Below are 16,538 nucleotides of genomic sequence, written 5' to 3' on the forward strand. Positions count from 1 at the left end.
ACCCCGCCCCCACCGGAGCCCGGGGCGGACGAGGGAGGGAGCCCGGAGGTGGGGGGTGTCACCCCGGCGCGGCGGCACCAGCCTTGGCGCAACCTTGAAAGGGAGGAGTGCGCGATGAGGACCTTCACGCGATGGATGGGGATGGGGCTGGTGGCGGCGGCGCTGATGGTGGCCGGTTGCAAGGACCGGAGCCGGGAGTCCATGGGTCAGCACAACAACCAGGGCGCCACGGGCGGTTCGGGCTCCAGCAGCGGCTCCTCGGGCTCGCAGGAAGGCACGGGCGGTAGCGGCTCGATGCAGGGCAGCGACACGATGCAGGGCGGCGACGCGGGCACCGCGCACTGAGCCACGTGGCCCCGTGCCTCGCACGGTGGGCTCCGGCTGGTATCCTGTCCGCTCCGTTCGGGACAGCCGGAGCCCATCATGCGCAAGGCCATCGGGGTGTGCGTCTTCGTCGGAGCGCTCGCGCTCCTGGGGGTCTGGTTCCTCCGGGACACGGCCTCGCCGCCCGCGCCCGCCGCGCCTGCGCCCGCGCCCGGCGAGCGCGCGACGCGGACCACGCCTCCCGTGCGCGAGACCGCGCCCGGTGGAGGCCTCTCCATCCAGGGCACCGTGGTGGACGTGCGGGGACGCCCCGTCGCGGGCGTCCGTGTCTCCGCCTCGTGGCCCGATGCGGACGAGACGCTGTCGGAGCTGCCGTGCCCGCCCGACCTCCTGCCACCCTGGGAGCGCCCGGCGAGCGCGCCGAAGCCGGGCTTCACGTTGCTCACCTGCCTGCCCCGGACCCAGGACACCGTCCTGGAGATGCTCGCCGCGCGCCAGGGCGAGGCGGTGGTGCACGCGGAGGCGACGTCCACGGAGGATGGGACGTTCCTGCTGGAGGGCCTGCCCGAAGGGCCCCAGATGCTGTGGGCCCTGGGGCAACACGTCGCGGGCGCGCGCCCGGGCATCCCCGCCGGCAGCCGGGGCGTGGAGGTGGTGCTGGAGGAGGTCCCCGTCGCCAGAGGCGTGGTCCGGGGCGAGGGCAGCCCACTGGCCGACGCGCGCGTGACGTACGTGACGACGGAGCACACCCGCTTCTTCGACACGCGCACGGACGCCCAGGGCCGCTTCCAACTGGGCCCCCTGCCCCCGGAGCGCTACTACGCCTTCGTCTCCAGCGAGGGCTGGCTCCCGAGGCTCGTCTCCGTGTCTCGCGGCGGCCCCGAGCTGGAGGTGGCGCTGCGCCGTCCCCACCGGCTCTCCGGGCAGGTCCTCTCCCAGGGCGCGCCGGTGGCCGGCGTGGAGGTCGTCGCGAGGCGGGACGAGGACGCGCCCGTGGGCACGGAGTTCCCCGCGCTCCGACGCACGTCCGACGCCCGGGGCCGCTTCGCGTTCGAGCTGGAGCCGGGGCCGTACCGCCTGAGCGCCGAGCGCGACGGCGCCTACGCGCTCACCCACGTGGCGTTGGGTGACGCACCCGCCGACGACGTGGTGGTGGAGCTGGGCGGCGGGCTGTTCGTCGAGGGCACGGTGTTCGACGCGCGGCGCGTCCCCATCGCCGGCGCGCGGGTGCAGGCGCGCGACGAGGCGCGGGACTCGCTCCAGTTGGAGGCGCGCACCACGGCGGATGGGCACTACCGGATGGGCCCCGTGGAGGAAGGCAGCCTCTGGGGCTTCTCGGTCGAGGCGCCCGGCTTCCTCGACCAGTTGCTCACGCAGGAGCGCAAGCTGGCGCGAGGCATGGGCCCCCAGGACTTCACGCTCCAGCGGGCCGTCTCCGTCGTCGGGCGCGTCGTGGACACGCGGGGCCAGCCCCTGGAGGGCATCCACCTGCGCATGGACATGGACGACTTCGAGGACATGGCTGGCCATGAGGCGCCGGAGGACGCCTACTCGAAGGCGGACGGGTCCTTCGTGCTGGATGCGGCGCGGCCCGGTCGCTACACCCTCGTCGTCGACGACGACCGTTTCATCCACGTGTCCCAGGAGGTCGTCGCGCCCACGGAGCGGCTCGTGGTCCGGCTCGACATGGGAGCGACCGTGGTGGCCTCCGTGGTCGACGACGGAGGCCTCCCGCTCAGCGGCTTCCGGGTGGAGCTGTGGCCGTTGTCGAAGAAGGAGGACGAGGTGCAGCACCTGGGCGTCAGCGACCCGCGCGGGCGCGCCACGCGTCAGGGCCTCCCGCCGGGTCGGTACATGGCGGTGGCGTCGCGGTCCTCGGACGGCGTGGAGCGTGAGGCGACCCACGAGGTGACGGTCGACCGGAGCGCCTCGGTGGACGTCGAGCTGCGGATGGCGCCGGAGCTGAGGGTGTCGGGGACCGTCCTGGACCAGGCGGGTCGCCCCGTGACGGACGCCGCGGTCCAGGCCACCCGCGTCCGCGCTCCGAACGAACCCTGGGGGGTGCGCATCGTGAGGCCCCACCATGCCCGGGGCCCGGCGCCCGGCGTGCGCACGGACGCGGAGGGGCGCTTCACCCTGCGAGGGCTGACACGCGCCGAGCACCAGCTCGACGTCGTCAAGGAGGGCTACTGGTTCCAGCCGGCCCGCTCCCAGGGCATCCAGGTCGTCCAGGAGCGGGCCCGCCTCCAGCCCACGGGGGACCCGGCTCCCCTCCTGGTGATGGAGCGCCGCTCCCACGCGCGGGGGCGGGTGGTGCGGCCGGATGGAGCGCCCTCGCGCGAGTTCGACATCAACCGACAGACGCAGCGGTCCGAGGACGGCGCCTTCGTCTTCCCCATCACCGCGGTGGGGACCTCCATGCCGCTGGTGTTCGAGGACGACGGACTCCCGCCCGTCGCGCGCATGGTGGAGGCGGACCCGACCGGCGCGGACGTCGACCTGGGCGTGATTCGCCTGGGCGCGGGTCGCGCCCTCACCGGCCAGGTCCTGGATGGACGGACGGGCGCGCCGGTGGCGTTGGCCGTCGTCTCCGCGCTCGCGCCGGGCATCGACTTCCCGGACGAGCGCCCCCTGGTGCTGTCCGCCACGATGACGGATGCGCGGGGCGCGTTCACGCTCACCGACGTGGACGAGGGCACCTTCCCGCTGCTGGTGGAGCAACCGGACCGCTACCTCCCGGCGCGGGTGACGGTCGAGCCGGGCGCGACGCAGACGCGGGTGTTGCTCGAGCGGGGAGCGACGCTCCAGGTCACCGCGTTGGACCGCGCGAAGCGCCCCGTCACGGGCACGGTCCGCGTCACACCGCTCGACGCGAAGAGGGGCCAGCTCCGCTACACGGACATCGAGGAGGGACGCGGCGAGGTGCGCGGGCTGGCGGCGGGCACCTACCGGGTCGGGTTCATCCCCAAGTCCCGAGCCGACGACCGGGAGGCCCTCACCTTCCTCGACCAGACCCTCCGGCTCACGACCTCGGACGTCCTCCCCGTCGCGTTCCTGGAAGCGGAGAGCGGCGTCACGGTGAAGCTGCGCTCACCCGCGGCGGGCACCGTCGTCGTGCTCGTCCCCGGAGACGTCGCCGCGCCCCGCGACGCCGAGGCGCTGCGACGCACGGTGGACCTGTCGCTCAACGCGGAGTCCTCGCCCCTGGCGGAGGAGGTCGTCTTCGAGAACGTGCCCCCGGGCCACTACACCGTCTTCGGCTGGAAGGTGGTCTTCTTCGACGACAGGTTCCTGCGCGAGGAGCTGGACGTCCCGGCCACGGGCACGGTGCTCCGCGCCATCGCGCCCACGTGGAGGACCTTCGACGTCGCGTCGCGCTGACGCCCCGTGGGCGGGGGTCGCTGTCACGCAGCGTACAGCGCCCCGCCCCGCGCGCCCGGCCCCGGCTGGAAAGTCGGGGACGCTCCCCGCATCAGGTACCGTGCGGGGAGGCCATGCACTTCAAGTTCGTCCACGCCGCGGATCTCCACCTGGATACCCCATTCCGCGGCGTGGCCACGCAGGGGCCGCTGCTCGGGCGCTTCCAGGAGTCCACCTTCCGGGCGTTGTCGCGCATCGTCGACCTGTGCCTGCGCGAGCGCGTCGTCTTCCTGCTGCTGGCCGGGGACCTGTTCGACGTGAAGGACCGCTCGGTGCGGGCGCGGCTGGCGCTGCGACGCGAGCTGGGGCGGCTGCACGAGGCGGGCATCGAGACCTTCATCGTCCACGGGAATCATGATCCGCTGAGCGGCGACTCGGGGGCGCTGGGGCTGCCCGCGTCGGTGAAGGTGTTCGGTCCGGACTGGGAGGAGGCGGAGGTGCGCCGCGAGGGGCGCCGGCTGTGCCGCGTGCAGGGCATCTCCTATCCCGACGTGGAGGTGCGCGAGGACCTGTCCGCGCGCTTCCAGCGCACGAGCGACGACTTCGCCGTGGGCCTGCTGCACGCCAACCTGGGCGGCGCGGAGGGCCACGCCAACTACGCCCCCTGCACCCCCGCGGGCCTGGGCGCGCGCGGCCTGGACTACTGGGCCCTGGGCCACGTGCACACGCGCAGCGAGCAGTGGCTCCCGGGCGGAGGGCTCGCGGTGTACCCGGGCAATCCCCAGGGCCGCCACGTCCTGGAGACGGGGCCGCGCGGCTGCGTGCTGGTGGAGGTACACGATGGCGCCACGCGGCGGCGGTTCGTGCCGGTCGACACCGTGCGCTGGCACAGGCTGGAGGTGCCGCTGACCGGCGTGGCCACGCTGGACGCGCTGCTGGCGACGACCCGCGAGGCCGTGGACGCCGCGTGCGCCGAGGAGCTGGAGGGCCACGCGGCCCGCGTCGTCCTCACCGGGCGGGGGCCGCTGCACCGCGAGCTGGCCCGCCCCGGCGCGCTCGGGCAGTTGGAGACGGAGCTGCGCGAGCACCTGACGCGGGGCCATCCCCCCGTGCTGCTGGAGTCGCTGCGGGATGGCAGCCGCCCGGAGCTGGACTGGGACGCGCTGCACGCCGACGGGGGCTTCGCGCACACGCTGCTCGACGAGTCGCACGCGATGACCGAGGACCCGGAAGCCCTCGCGAAGCTGTGGGAGCAGGAGGCGCTGGGCAGCCTGGGCCAGCGACTCAAGCGGCTGGGCGTGGACGTGCTGGAGACGCCGCGCGCGGACTGGGTGTCCCGCGCGGGGATGATGGGGCTGGAGGCGCTGCACGACGAGGAGGGCACATGAAGCCAGGGCTGCGCATCGACGCGCTGCGGGTGCGGCGCTTCGGGCACTTCTCGGAGTTCTCCCTCCAGCTCGGTCCCGGGCTGCACCTGCTCTACGGCCCCAACGAGGCGGGCAAGAGCACGCTGCTGGCCTTCCTGCGCGGCATGCTGTTCGGCTTCGAGCGCCGCGGCCACCCGGAGCGCTACGAGCCCGCGGAGGACATCCCCTTCGGCGGCGAGCTGCAGGTGTCCACGAGCACCGGACCGCTGTGCATCCGCCGCACGGCGACACCGCGAGGCCGCAGGTCGGAGAGCGTCTCCGTGCTGGGCCCCGACGGCGAGCCGGTGTCGGAGGAGCGGCTCAAGGACGCGCGCGGGCACGTGTCCCGGGAGCTGTTCTTCGACGTCTTCGCCTTCCGGTTGGAGGAGCTGGCGGGCTTCGAGCAGCTCACCCGGGAGCAGGGCGCGTCGGAGGCGCTGGTGGCCGCGAGCATGCGCGGCGCGCGCCGGCTCCCGGAGGCGCTCGCCGCGTTCCGCAAGAGCGCCGAGCAGCTCTTCAAGCCCAACGGGACGAACCCCGAGCTGAACGTGAAGCTGCGCGAGCTGGAGGAGGTGCAGGAGCAGTTGCGCCAGGAGGGAGACCGGCCCGCGCTGTACTTCGCGAAGAAGGACCGGCTGGAGGCGCTCGGCGTCGAGCACCTGAGGCTGGAGGCGGAGGTCGACGCCGCGGACCAGGAGGTGGGGCGGCTGGCGCGGCTGGAGGCGGCGCTCGGGGACGTGACGGCGCTGGCGGAGGCTCGCGCGGAGCTGGCGACCCTGCCCACGCTGGAGACCTTCCCCGAGGGCGGAGAGGCGCGGCTGGACGACACGCTCCACCGCAGCCGTGGCTATCACGCGGAGGCCGCCCGGCTGGCGGAGCGGCTGAAGACCACCCAGGCGGAGCTGGAGCGGCTGTCCCTGCCCTCGCCGGTGCGTGGACGCGAGGAGGCGCTGCGCCTGGTGGTGGCGGCGTACGCCGAGCGCTCGGAGCTGCTGCGCGCGCTGCCCGCCCGGCGCGCGACGTTGGAGGCGAAGCGGCGACAGGTGGAGGTCGCGCTCGCGGAGCTGGGGCTGGGCATCGACGGGCCGGCGCTGCTCGCCCTCGACCTGAGCGCGGGCGCGCGCGCGGGACTGGAGACACTCGCGGCGCGGCTGGACTCCGTGGACGCGAGCCGGCGTGAGGTGAGCAGCACCCTGACGCGGGCGCGCGTGGAGCGGGAGCGGTTGGATGGCGTGCTGACGCGGATGGACGCGGAGCTGGCGACCCTCCCGGAGGCACGGCCCGCGCAGGTGCGTCAACAGCAGGCGGGGCTGGCGCGGATGCGCGCGGTGCGCGTGGAGCTGGAGCGGCTGGGCGAGCAGCGCGAGGACGTGCATCGTCAGGTGGAGGGATTGCGCGCGCCGTCGGAGCCCCCGCCGGTGAGCGCGGTGCTTCCGGTGTGGTGGGTGCCCGTGGCCGCCCTCGTGGCGGTGGTGCTCGCCGTGGCGGCGTGGTTGCTCGGGGGCGCGGCCGTGGCCGTCCTCGCGCTCGTGGGTGGCCTGCTGCTCACCGGCGTGCTGGAGCTGGCTCGCCGTCGCGTGGAGGCGGCGCACGAGCAGCAGCACGCGGCGCATGCCTCCCGACAGCAGGGGCGACAGCGGGAGGAGGAGCGCCTGCGCTCGACGCTGATGTCCCTGTCGGCGCGCGAGGAGATGATGCACCGCGAGCTGTTGGTCTCCGCGTCCGAAGCGGGCATCAGCCCGGCGTCGACGGTCGCGGACATGACGGCCCGGGAGAACGTCCTCGCGGACGCGCTGGAGAAGGCCGGGCGCCGCGACGCGCTGACGCGGGAGCGGGAGACCCTGCTCACGACCCACGACCTGGCGGTGCGCGAGGAGCGACAGGCGGCGGAGCACTCGCGTGAGTTCGACGCGCGGCACGCCGTGCTCGTCGAGGAGCTGGCCTCGCACCTGGCGGCGCGCCACTTCCCCGCGTCCCTGCCTGCTCCGGCGGCGCTGGCCCTGTGGCGGGACGCCGCCGCGCTCCGACAACGCCTGCTCGACGTGGGCACGGATGAGGCCGCCCTGGCCGTGGACGAGGAGACGTGCTCGACCGTGGTCACACGCCTGCGCGAGGCGGCGACGAGCATCCTGGGCACGGCCCACGCCGAAGACTCCCACGCGCGTCACGGTGAGACGGGTCTCGCGGCTGCGGAGTCCCTGCCCTCCCTCGCCCCCCACTCACGTCGCGGCAATGCGGGTCTCGCCTCTGCGAAGCCCCTGGATCTCGTCCCCCACTCGCGCAGCGACGAGGCGGGCCTCGCATCCACGGAGGCCCTGGCATCCCTGTCGACGGAGGTCCTGGCCGCGCGGGTGAAGGCGGAGCTGGAGGCGGCGCGGGAGCGCGAAACGGAGCGCCGTGCGCTCGAGGAGCGCCGCCGGGAGCTGCGCGAGGAGAAGGCGCGCCTGGATACGCTGTGTCGCTCGGAGGAGGCCGCGCTCTCCGCGCTGCTCGCCGAAGGTGGCGGCGGTGACGAGGAGACGTTCCGTCGCCGCGCGGTCCAGGCCCACCGCTACGCGGAGCTGAGCGCCCGGGTGCGCGAGCTGTCGCTGCGCATCGAGGCCCGGACGGGGCTCCAGGACACGGAGACCCGGGAGGCCTTGCGCGCGCTCGGCGGAGAAGAGGGCCTGCGCGAGGAGCTGGGCCGGCTGCGCGTGCGCCACGCCGACGCGCAGCGCCAGCTCAAGGACGTCCTCACCGAGCGCGGCGCCACACGCAACCAGTTGGAGCAGTGGGAGAACGACGACCTGCTCGTGCGGCTGCGCATCCAGGAGGAGTCGCTGCGCGCGAAGGTGGCGGAGCTGGCCACGCGCTACGCGAAGGACCGGCTGGTGCTCGCGCTGCTGAACCGGGCACGCCGCCGCTTCGAGGAGGAGCAGCAACCGCGCGTGGTGCAGCTCGCGTCGGAGCACTTCGCGCAACTGACGGATGGGCGCTATCGCCGCGTGTTCATCCCCGCCAGCGACGACCGCGAGCTGCGCGTGAGCGACGGCCAGCGGGACTGGAGCGCGGCCCAGCTCTCCCGAGGCACACGCGAGCAACTGTTCCTCGCCTTCCGCCTCGCCGTGGTGCGCGACTTCGGAGAGACGCGAGGCGCGCTCCCGCTCATCGTGGACGACGTGCTGGTGAACTTCGACCCCGGACGCGCGCGCAGCGCCATCCAGCTCCTCGCGCGGCTCTCCGAACAGCAGCAGGTGATTGCCTTCACCTGCCACCCGTGGCTGCGCGAGTCCTTCCTCGAGACGGGAGCCCAGGTCCACCTGCTGAGCCCCCAGACCGACTCGACGCAACCCGCCACGCCTTCCACGCGTCGCGCGGGATGACACCACATCCGCTACGTCTCCCCGGCAGAGCTGCTGCCCCTGGGCGACACCCAGCCCCCCGAGCCCGGGACCTATGTCGTGCGTGTCACCCCGGAAGACGAAGGTTCGACACACCAGCGGTTCGACCCTCGACGGGTCGAGATTCCCGCCACGGGCACCGTCACCCTCACCCTCCAGGCCCGGACGGAGGGCACGACGCTGGAGCTGCGCACGAAGGGGCGCTTCCCGGCGACGACCTTCCTGCTCCCATTCGCCGCACCGCGCGCGCTCGCCCTCCTCGACGATGAGCACGCGCAGGGCTCGGCGCGCTTGAGCCCCGAACAGCCCGAGCCCGGGAGGCTCGTGTTCCGGAACCTCCCACCAGGCCGGTTCAGCCTGCTCATCATCGAGCCCGACGAGCGGGGCTATCACCTCGAGGAGTTCGACCTCCCCGCCGAGGGCACGGTGGTTCGCGAGGTGACGCCCGCGTGGCGTCCGCACACGTTCTCGGACTGAGCCCCCTCTCCGACGCACACGCAACCCGGAACCTTCTTTCCCGGTAGGGTGTCCATGCACGCGGTCGCGGTGGGGCGGGGAGGGTCCACGTCGAGCGGGAGCTGACATGCGCAAGGTGCTCGGGGCGTCCATCGGAGTCGGTGTGCTGCTCGTCGCGGCGGGGCTGGGAGCCCTCCTGCTCCGGAACCCCGAGCCTCCACCGCCCGCTCCCGCGCCCACCTCGACTCCCCAGCCGACCGTCGTCGCCCCACCCGTCCCCAAACCTGAGCCTGAGCCGGAGCCGAAGAAGGCCCTCCCCATCCGGGGGACGGTCATCGGCATCACGGGTCCGGTCCAGGGCGCGCGTGTCCTCGCGACCAACGGCGATGGAAATCCCGCGCCAACGTGTGGCGCGCTGAGCCGGAATCTCGGCTTCGGCGACGACAGGCTGTTCACGCAGTGCATGGACGAGGTGGCGGGCGCCGTGTTGCAGCGCATCCTCGCGGAAGAAGGCGCGGACCCGGGCTACGAAGAGCGCGTCACCGGCGAGGATGGAACCTTCGAGTTCCAGTATGACCCCCAGGGCGACGTCACGCTCTGGGTGTTCGGTCCGCATGGCGCGGCCATCCATCCGAATGTCCGCGCAGTGCCCGAGGGGCTCCAGCTCCCGCTCGCGACGGGCCTGTATCTGGAGGGACAGGTCGTCGACGAACGCCGCCGGCCGCTGGTCGGCGCCCGCGTGAGGGCGATGTCCCTGTCCCCCACCCGCTTCTTCGACGGCCAGACGACGGAGGGCGGTCGCTACCGCATCGGTCCCCTGCCGCGCGCGGAGTACCTCCTCGCCTTCACGATGGAGGGCCAGGTCCCCACCCTGCTCGACCCAGCGCGCGCCCATCGGCGTCCCGTGGTGCTGACGGCTCCTCGCCAGGTCCAGGGTCGCGTGATGAGCAACGGCGCGCCCATCGCGAACGCCGAGGTCCTGCTGACGCCCCTCCCCGACGACAAGGGCGACACATGGGAGGCCACCAGTCCCTCACAGACCCAGCGCACCGACGCGCGAGGGCGCTTCCACTTCGATGAGCTCTCGGCGCATCGCTTCGGACTCAGCGTCAGCCACGGCGACCGACACGCCCTCGAGGACATCGACCTGCGCGGTCCCCGTCCCGCGCCCGAGGTGACGTTGAAGCCAGGCAGCGCCCTCATGGTGGAGGGACGGGTCCTGGGGACCGAGGGCGCACTCATCGGCACCGCCACGCTCACGCTCCAACCCTCGCGGGGTACGCCCCGTCGGTTCACCGCCCACCACGGCTTCGAGGGCCGCTTCCAAGTCGGACCCGTGAAGCCCGGGACGTACCACTTCACGGTGAGCGCCCCAGACCACCTCGACTCCCACTCCGCGCCCCGGACGTTGAAGCCGGGTCAGGGTCCCCTCGACTTCACGCTCGAGAAGGCCCCCGTGGTCAGTGGCGTGCTCGTGGACGAGCAAGGGGCCCCCCTTCCGGACATCTCCATCCAGGTGTCCACGACGTCGGGCCCCGTCACCACGAACGAACACGGAGCATTCGTGACCACGGTGCCCTCCCCGGGCAGCGTCGTCCTGACCAACGGCCCCGGCGAGGGCGTCTTCGCCGGACAGCGCCTGACCGTCCAGGCCCCTGCCTCCAATCTGCGCTGGGTCTTGAAGCAAGGCGCGCGCGTGCGCGGCAAGGTCCTCGACGAGGAGGGGCAGCCGCTTGAAGGGGTGACCGTGCTCGCGTGGAGGGAGGACGACACACGGAGCGCGCGCCCGTCACTCCCGACCAACTCGAACGGCCTGTTCCAACTCACGGGCCTGAAGCCGGGCCGCTTCGTCCTCGAGGCCCTGGTGGAGACCGAGGGGACACGGCGGGTCGCCTCGCGCGCCGTGGACGTGGGCGAGGGTGAGCCCACGCAGGTCGAGCTGACCTTGGAGGCCGGCGCGTCCCTCTCCGGCCTCCTCGTGGACGACGAGGGCCACCCCGTTCACGGCGCCAGGGTCTGCGGGCGCACGATTCCCGAAGCGAGGCCCGCGTGGCGACGTGACGCCCCGTCCGCGGACCTGCCCTCCTGCGTCGACAGCAACGCCGAGGGGCGCTTCGCGTGGCGGCACCTTCCGCCAGGAGCAGTGGACGTGAGCGTGGTGCAGTGGGGGGCCCGCCTCGATGCGGGACGTTCCACCGGGGGTCGACAGGTGAACGACGCGCTGCGCGTCCAGGTCGGAGCCTCCGACCTGCGCCTCGTCGTCATCCCCGCTGGCGTCGTGAAGGGCCGCGTCCTGGGACCTGACGGAGCGCCCCTGAAGGAGTTCCAGGTCCTCGGCGAGGACCTCGTCTCTCCGCAGGGAACGTTCGTCCTCCCCAGGGACGTGCTGTCCCGAGACCCGGTCCGCATCGCCGCGCCGGGGATGACCACCGTCACACGCGACGTCGTGTTCCGCGAGCCATCGGGCGTGGTGAACCTGGGCGACGTCCGGATGACACCCGGGCTCCGCGTGGTGGGAAGGGTGCTCGATGACGCGACCTCCGAGCCCCTCAGCGAGGCCGTGGTCATCCCCGCCAGCGAACCCATCCCAGGAGCGCTGGACCGTGAGCTCCATCGCCCCGGCGCGACGAAGACGGACTCGCGCGGCCGCTTCGAGTTCCTCCAGGTGGACACGTCACCGCGCCTCCTCCAGGTGGAGGCCGATGGTCACCTGCGCCATCAGGAGCTGCTGAAGACGCCCCCGAGACAGGAGCTCGTCGTGCGGCTCACGAAGGCGTCCCTCGTGAAGCTCAAGGTCATCGACGCGAAGGGCGAACCGGGGCTCGCGGAGGTCTTCTTCGACCGGGAGGGTGACGACCTCTCGCGCGACCCCGTGCGGATGGGCGACGCGCGCAACGGGAGCCAGGTGGAGCTCCGCCCTGGCACCTATCGGGTCCAAGCGCTCGGCGTGGGCGAGACACCAGCCCGCTTCGCGCCCCAGCGCCTCCAGGTTCCTCGCGGTGGAACCGTCGACCTCACGCTGCGCGCGGTGCGCGAGGGCGCGACGCTGGAGCTGGACCTGAAGAACCAGGCACCTCGTTCGACCTACCTGCTCCCGCTCGGAGGCCCCTTCTCACCGCGCATGCTCGACGCGGACTTCACCCTCCGCTCGCGTGCCCTCCCGCAGGGGCCGTCCAGCCGGGGCACGTCACTCGTCTTCGACACGCTGCCACCCGGGAAGCTCACGCTGCTCATCGTCGAATCCGGGGGACGCGGCTATCACGTGGAAGAACTCGACATCCCCGCGAAGGGCACGGTGAAACACGCGGTCACCCCCGCCTGGCGGCCACGCGTGTTGCCCGACTGATTCCCCCCGAATCCGCGCTCCACCTCAGAAGCCCTGTGGCACACTGCGCGCCGCCATCCGACTCCTATTCTCCATCGTCTTCTGGACCTTCCTCGCGCTCTCCAGCCTGACGCTCTTCGTGGGCGCGGTGCTCGTGTGGGCGCTCACCACGCCGTTCGACCGCAACGGCCTGGTGCTGCACCTCTATTCGAGCTTCTGGGCGCAGCTCTACTTCTACGTCAACCCGCTCTGGCACCTGGAGGTCGAGGGCCGCGAACACCTGCCGTGGAAGGGCCCCGCCGTGCTCGTGTCCAACCACGAGTCGCTCGGGGACATCCTCGTCCTCTTCGGCCTGTACCGGCCCTACAAGTGGGTCTCCAAGGCGGCCAACTTCAAGCTGCCGCTCATCGGCTGGAACATGCGGCTCAACCGCTACGTGCCGCTCGTCCGGGGTGACAAGGAGAGCATCGGCCGGATGATGGACCAGTGCGAGATGTGGCTCGCGCGCGGCGTGCCCGTCCTCATGTTCCCCGAGGGCACCCGCTCCGCCGACGGCCAGCTCAAGCCCTTCAAGGACGGCGCCTTCAGCCTCGCCCTGAAGATGAAGTGCCCCATCATCCCCATCGTCCTCACCGGCACCGCCAAGACCCTGCCCAAGCACGGCCTCGTGCTCGAGACCTCCGCCCACTGCCACGTGCAGGTGATGCCACCCGTGGACCCCTCGGGCTTCGGGGAGGTCGCCGCCCTGCGCGAGCACGTGCGAGACCTCATCGCCGCGGAGAAGGCCCGCCTGGAAACCGCCGCCTGAGCCACTGATACACGCCGCCGCGCCCTGCTAGGCTCCGGGCGGCATGGCAACGGCATTGCACAAGCAATTCCTGACCGTCGCCGCGCTCGTCGCGGTGGCGCTCGGAGTTGTCGGGGTCTGGCACCTCCTCCCGGGTGCGCCCCCCGCGGGGACGGCCCAGTCCCCCCGGCCCGTCCCCGAGCGCGAGGCGCTCCCGCCGCCCCCGCGCGGTAGCGGGGTCCTCCAGGGGACCGTCGTCGCCTGGGACGACACCCCCGTCGCCGGGGTCGAGGTCTCCGCCACGCTGAGCCAGCCCGGGAGGACCCTGTCCGCCCTCCCCTGCGGAGAGGAGTTCCCGGACCTCCCCCTGAGCGCGGGTGACTGCGAGGGGACACCGGTGCTCGGGCTCATCGACCTCATCGAGCAGGGGCTGGGCGCCGCGCCCGTGGTGGCGCGGACCACCTCCCGCGCGGACGGGACCTTCTCGCTCACGGGGCTCCCGGAGGGAGCGCTCGCCGTCTGGGCCCTGGACGCGCGTGGCGCCGGGGTGCTGCCGCGCTCCGTGGCGGTGGGCGCCACGGGCCTGAAGCTCGTGCTTCGCGAGGCCGCGACCGTCTCCGGCCGGGTCGTGGACGAAGGCAGGCACCCCCTGCCCGGCGCCAACGTGACGCTCTTCCTCGCCGAGCACTCGCGCTTCTTCGAGGCGACCACCGATGCACGGGGCCGCTTCTCGTTCGGTCCGCTGCCCGCGGGACGGCCTCATGGGCTCGTCGCGTACCAGCCCGGCCTGCTCGCCGCCCACGTGCCGTTGGATGTGCCCGAGGACCTGGACGAGGACCTGGTGCTCCATGCGCCCCACCGTGTCTCCGGACGGGTGCTCGACGCGGGGCGCCCCGTCGCCGACGCGGAGGTCGTGTCCGTCGAGACAGGCCGGTCCGCACGGACGGACGGAGACGGGCGCTTCGTCCTCGAGGACCTGCTCCTGGGCCACACCCAGTTGACGGCCACCCTCGGGAAGAGGCGTGGACACGCGTGGACGCAGTTGATGGAGGGCAAGCCGGAGCCCGAGGTCGTCATCGTGCTCGGCCCCGTCTTCACGCTCCGAGGCACGGTGACCACGCTGAAGGGTCATCCGGTCCCAGCCGCCACCATCGAGGTCGCGGGCACCGACAACGCGAGGACCCTCACGGATGCGCGAGGGCACTTCGTCTTCGAGTCACTGACTCCAGGACGCTACACCGTCACCGTGAGGGCCGAGGACTACGCGGACCAACGTATCGATTACGCGTACGACCCCTCCACGCCCTCCCCGGAGACGCAAGCCCCGGCGAACGACGAACCGCTCCAGGAGGCGCCGACCGTGGACGTGGTCCTCCATCCGTCCTTCCGTGTCGGTGGCGTGCTCGTCGACCCCGAGGGCCGCCCCGTGTCAGGCGCCATCGTGCAGCTCGCCGGGGGTGACGGGCCCCTGGGTGAGGCACCCCTGCCGCCTCCACGGATGGATGCACGCAAGCATCCGGACGACCTCGCCCGCCTCCACGAGACCCGCGTGACGGAGGTCCGTACGGATGACCAGGGTCGCTTCGCGTTCGAGCGCGCCAGACCCGACCGCCTCTCGCTCCGCGTCGACTCGGACCGCTACATCCCCCTGCACACCGTCGTGGACGCCCCCGCCACCGACCTGCGCCTGGTCCTCCAGGAAGGGGCACGCCTCCAGGGGAGCGTGGTGGATGCCCAGGGCCTGCCCCTGGACGGGGTCCAGCTTTCACTGCGCGCGGGCCCGGACTCGCGGGTGGAGGTCGTCACGCCCACGGAGTCCGACGCGCAGGGCCGCTTCACGTTCGGAGGGCTGCCCCCCGGCCACTACGTCCTCCAGGCGCGCCTCAATCAAGGCGCGCGCCACGAGGCGACGCTTCCCCTCGACGTCCTCGACACGCGGACCCTCAGCCCCGTGGTCCGGCTCGACACGGGGCTGAGCATCTCCGGCACGGTCGTGGACGCATCCAACAATCCCGTGCCCCACCTCGAGCTCCGGGCCACATCGACCGACGGGAAGCTCCAGTACGTGGAGCAGGATGAGCGCATTCCCTCGTGGGCCACGACGGATGAGCAGGGCCGCTTCACGGTGAAGCACCTGCCCCCCGGCGCGTGTGAACTCTCCACCCGACGTGCGGGACACACGCTGGGCAGGAGGGGCGCGGGGGCCGCGGACTCGACGGCGGAGGTCCGGGTTCCCGCTGGAGCCACGGACGTGACGCTGGAGCTCCGCTACCTCGGCGGCGTGCGCGGACGACTGGTCGGAGAGGACGGCCACCCCATCTCCTACTTCATCCTCAACGCCGAGGAGCACCGGGACCCCGACGGCTCCTTCCAGGTGGACCGCCGCCCATCCGGGCCGACGACGCTGTCCCTCTCCGCCCCGGGTCGAACCCCCATCGAACGCGAGGTCGAGGTCGCGCCGGGACAGCTCGTGGACCTGGGCGACATCCTCGTGAAGCCCGAACGGAAGCTGCGCGGCAGGGTGACCCACGCGCTGACGGGCGCCCCCCTTCCCTCCGTGGAGGTGGCGCTCTTCCGAACCGACCCGGGAGGGCTCCCGAGGCGCCTCGATGGTTCCTCCCGGACCGCCCCGGATGGGACCTTCGAACTGGATGGAGTGGAGACCACCGCCCTCTTCCTGGAGGTCACGGGAAGTGACCTCCCCCGACATCGCCAGGCCATTGGCGCGGGGGACACCTGGGTCGACGTCCGGATGCAGCCCGGCGCGAAGCTGCTGGGCACCGTGAGGGACGCGGAGGGGCGCCCGCGCGCCTCGGTCCTGGTGATGTTCACGGAGCCGCCCGCGCCACGCGAGCCCTTCGAGCGCGAAGTCCAATACATCTGGGGTGACGCGCAGGGCTTCGTGAAGGAGGGGATCGTCCCAGGCACCTATTGGGTCGTTCCCCAGCCAGACCTGGACGAGGGTGGGAGGGACCTCTGGTTCAAGCCCCAGACCGTGGTGGCGACCCATGGCTCGGTCCACGTGCTCGACTTCCAGGTGCAGCGCGGGAGTGCCCGGCTGACCCTCCTCGCTCCCGAGGGGCGGTCCTCCGCGGACGACAGCGAGGCGGTCTCCATCGAATACAGCCTGCTCGTCGAAGGAGACCTGCGCCTGTCCGGAACCGATGCCCGCCTGCGTGCCCTGCGTCGTCGCCCGCCCATGGCGGACGCGGAGGGCCACCATCCCGCGGACCTCGTCCTCTCGGAGCTGCCGGCCGGACGCTACACCTACTTCCTGGTGGGCAACCGGGGATGGGGGATGCGCAACCTGGCGGTCCACCGCGAGGTCGTGGACGTGAAGCCAGGCGACGACATCACCCGGAGAATCGTGCCCCAGTGGGTGCCCCTCCAGGCCGAAGACGATGGCATCCGTCGCCACCCGTGTCGCGCCCCCTGCACCAGGGATGACGACGGATGGTCCCCGGAATCCCATGAGCCCGAGTGAACCCGCGCCGACCCCG

General features: G+C 72.7%; 8 protein-coding genes. All 8 read left to right on the plus strand.

Annotated features, from left to right (window positions below; all coding sequences use genetic code 11):
* Positions 1-114: 114 nt before the first annotated feature.
* The 8 genes from LZ198_RS10545 (at position 115) to LZ198_RS10585 (ending at position 16,522) form a co-directional block, all read left to right on the plus strand.
* Positions 115-345, plus strand: coding sequence for a hypothetical protein (locus LZ198_RS10545; RefSeq protein WP_253971780.1), 231 nt, complete (start codon positions 115-117; stop codon positions 343-345).
* A gap of 78 nt (positions 346-423) precedes the next feature.
* Positions 424-3,705 carry a carboxypeptidase regulatory-like domain-containing protein gene (locus LZ198_RS10550; RefSeq protein WP_253971781.1) on the plus strand — a complete coding sequence of 1,094 codons (3,282 nt, stop codon included), beginning with the start codon at positions 424-426 and terminating at the stop codon, positions 3,703-3,705.
* A gap of 113 nt (positions 3,706-3,818) precedes the next feature.
* A complete protein-coding gene (locus LZ198_RS10555) occupies positions 3,819-5,072 on the plus strand; it encodes a metallophosphoesterase family protein (protein WP_253971782.1) in 1,254 nt (417 codons plus the stop codon).
* Entirely contained in the window at positions 5,069-8,452 is a 3,384-nt protein-coding gene (locus tag LZ198_RS43185; protein WP_267145464.1) for an AAA family ATPase, read from the plus strand. Before LZ198_RS10555 ends, LZ198_RS43185 begins: the two co-directional genes overlap by 4 nt.
* A 78-nt stretch (positions 8,453-8,530) precedes the next feature.
* The gene (locus LZ198_RS10570) at positions 8,531-8,947 is read left to right on the plus strand and encodes a hypothetical protein (protein WP_253971783.1); all 417 of its coding nucleotides are present in this window, start codon (positions 8,531-8,533) and stop codon (positions 8,945-8,947) included.
* A gap of 106 nt (positions 8,948-9,053) precedes the next feature.
* Positions 9,054-12,272, plus strand: coding sequence for a carboxypeptidase regulatory-like domain-containing protein (locus tag LZ198_RS10575; protein ID WP_253971784.1), 3,219 nt, complete (start codon positions 9,054-9,056; stop codon positions 12,270-12,272).
* A gap of 118 nt (positions 12,273-12,390) precedes the next feature.
* Positions 12,391-13,059, plus strand: coding sequence for a lysophospholipid acyltransferase family protein (locus LZ198_RS10580; protein WP_253971785.1), 669 nt, complete (start codon positions 12,391-12,393; stop codon positions 13,057-13,059).
* A gap of 43 nt (positions 13,060-13,102) precedes the next feature.
* Positions 13,103-16,522, plus strand: a complete 3,420-nt coding sequence (locus LZ198_RS10585) for an MSCRAMM family protein (protein WP_253971786.1) — start codon at positions 13,103-13,105, stop codon at positions 16,520-16,522.
* Positions 16,523-16,538 lie beyond the last annotated feature (16 nt).

It is taken from the genome of Myxococcus dinghuensis (assembly GCF_024198235.1).
GTDB lineage: Bacteria > Myxococcota > Myxococcia > Myxococcales > Myxococcaceae > Myxococcus > Myxococcus dinghuensis.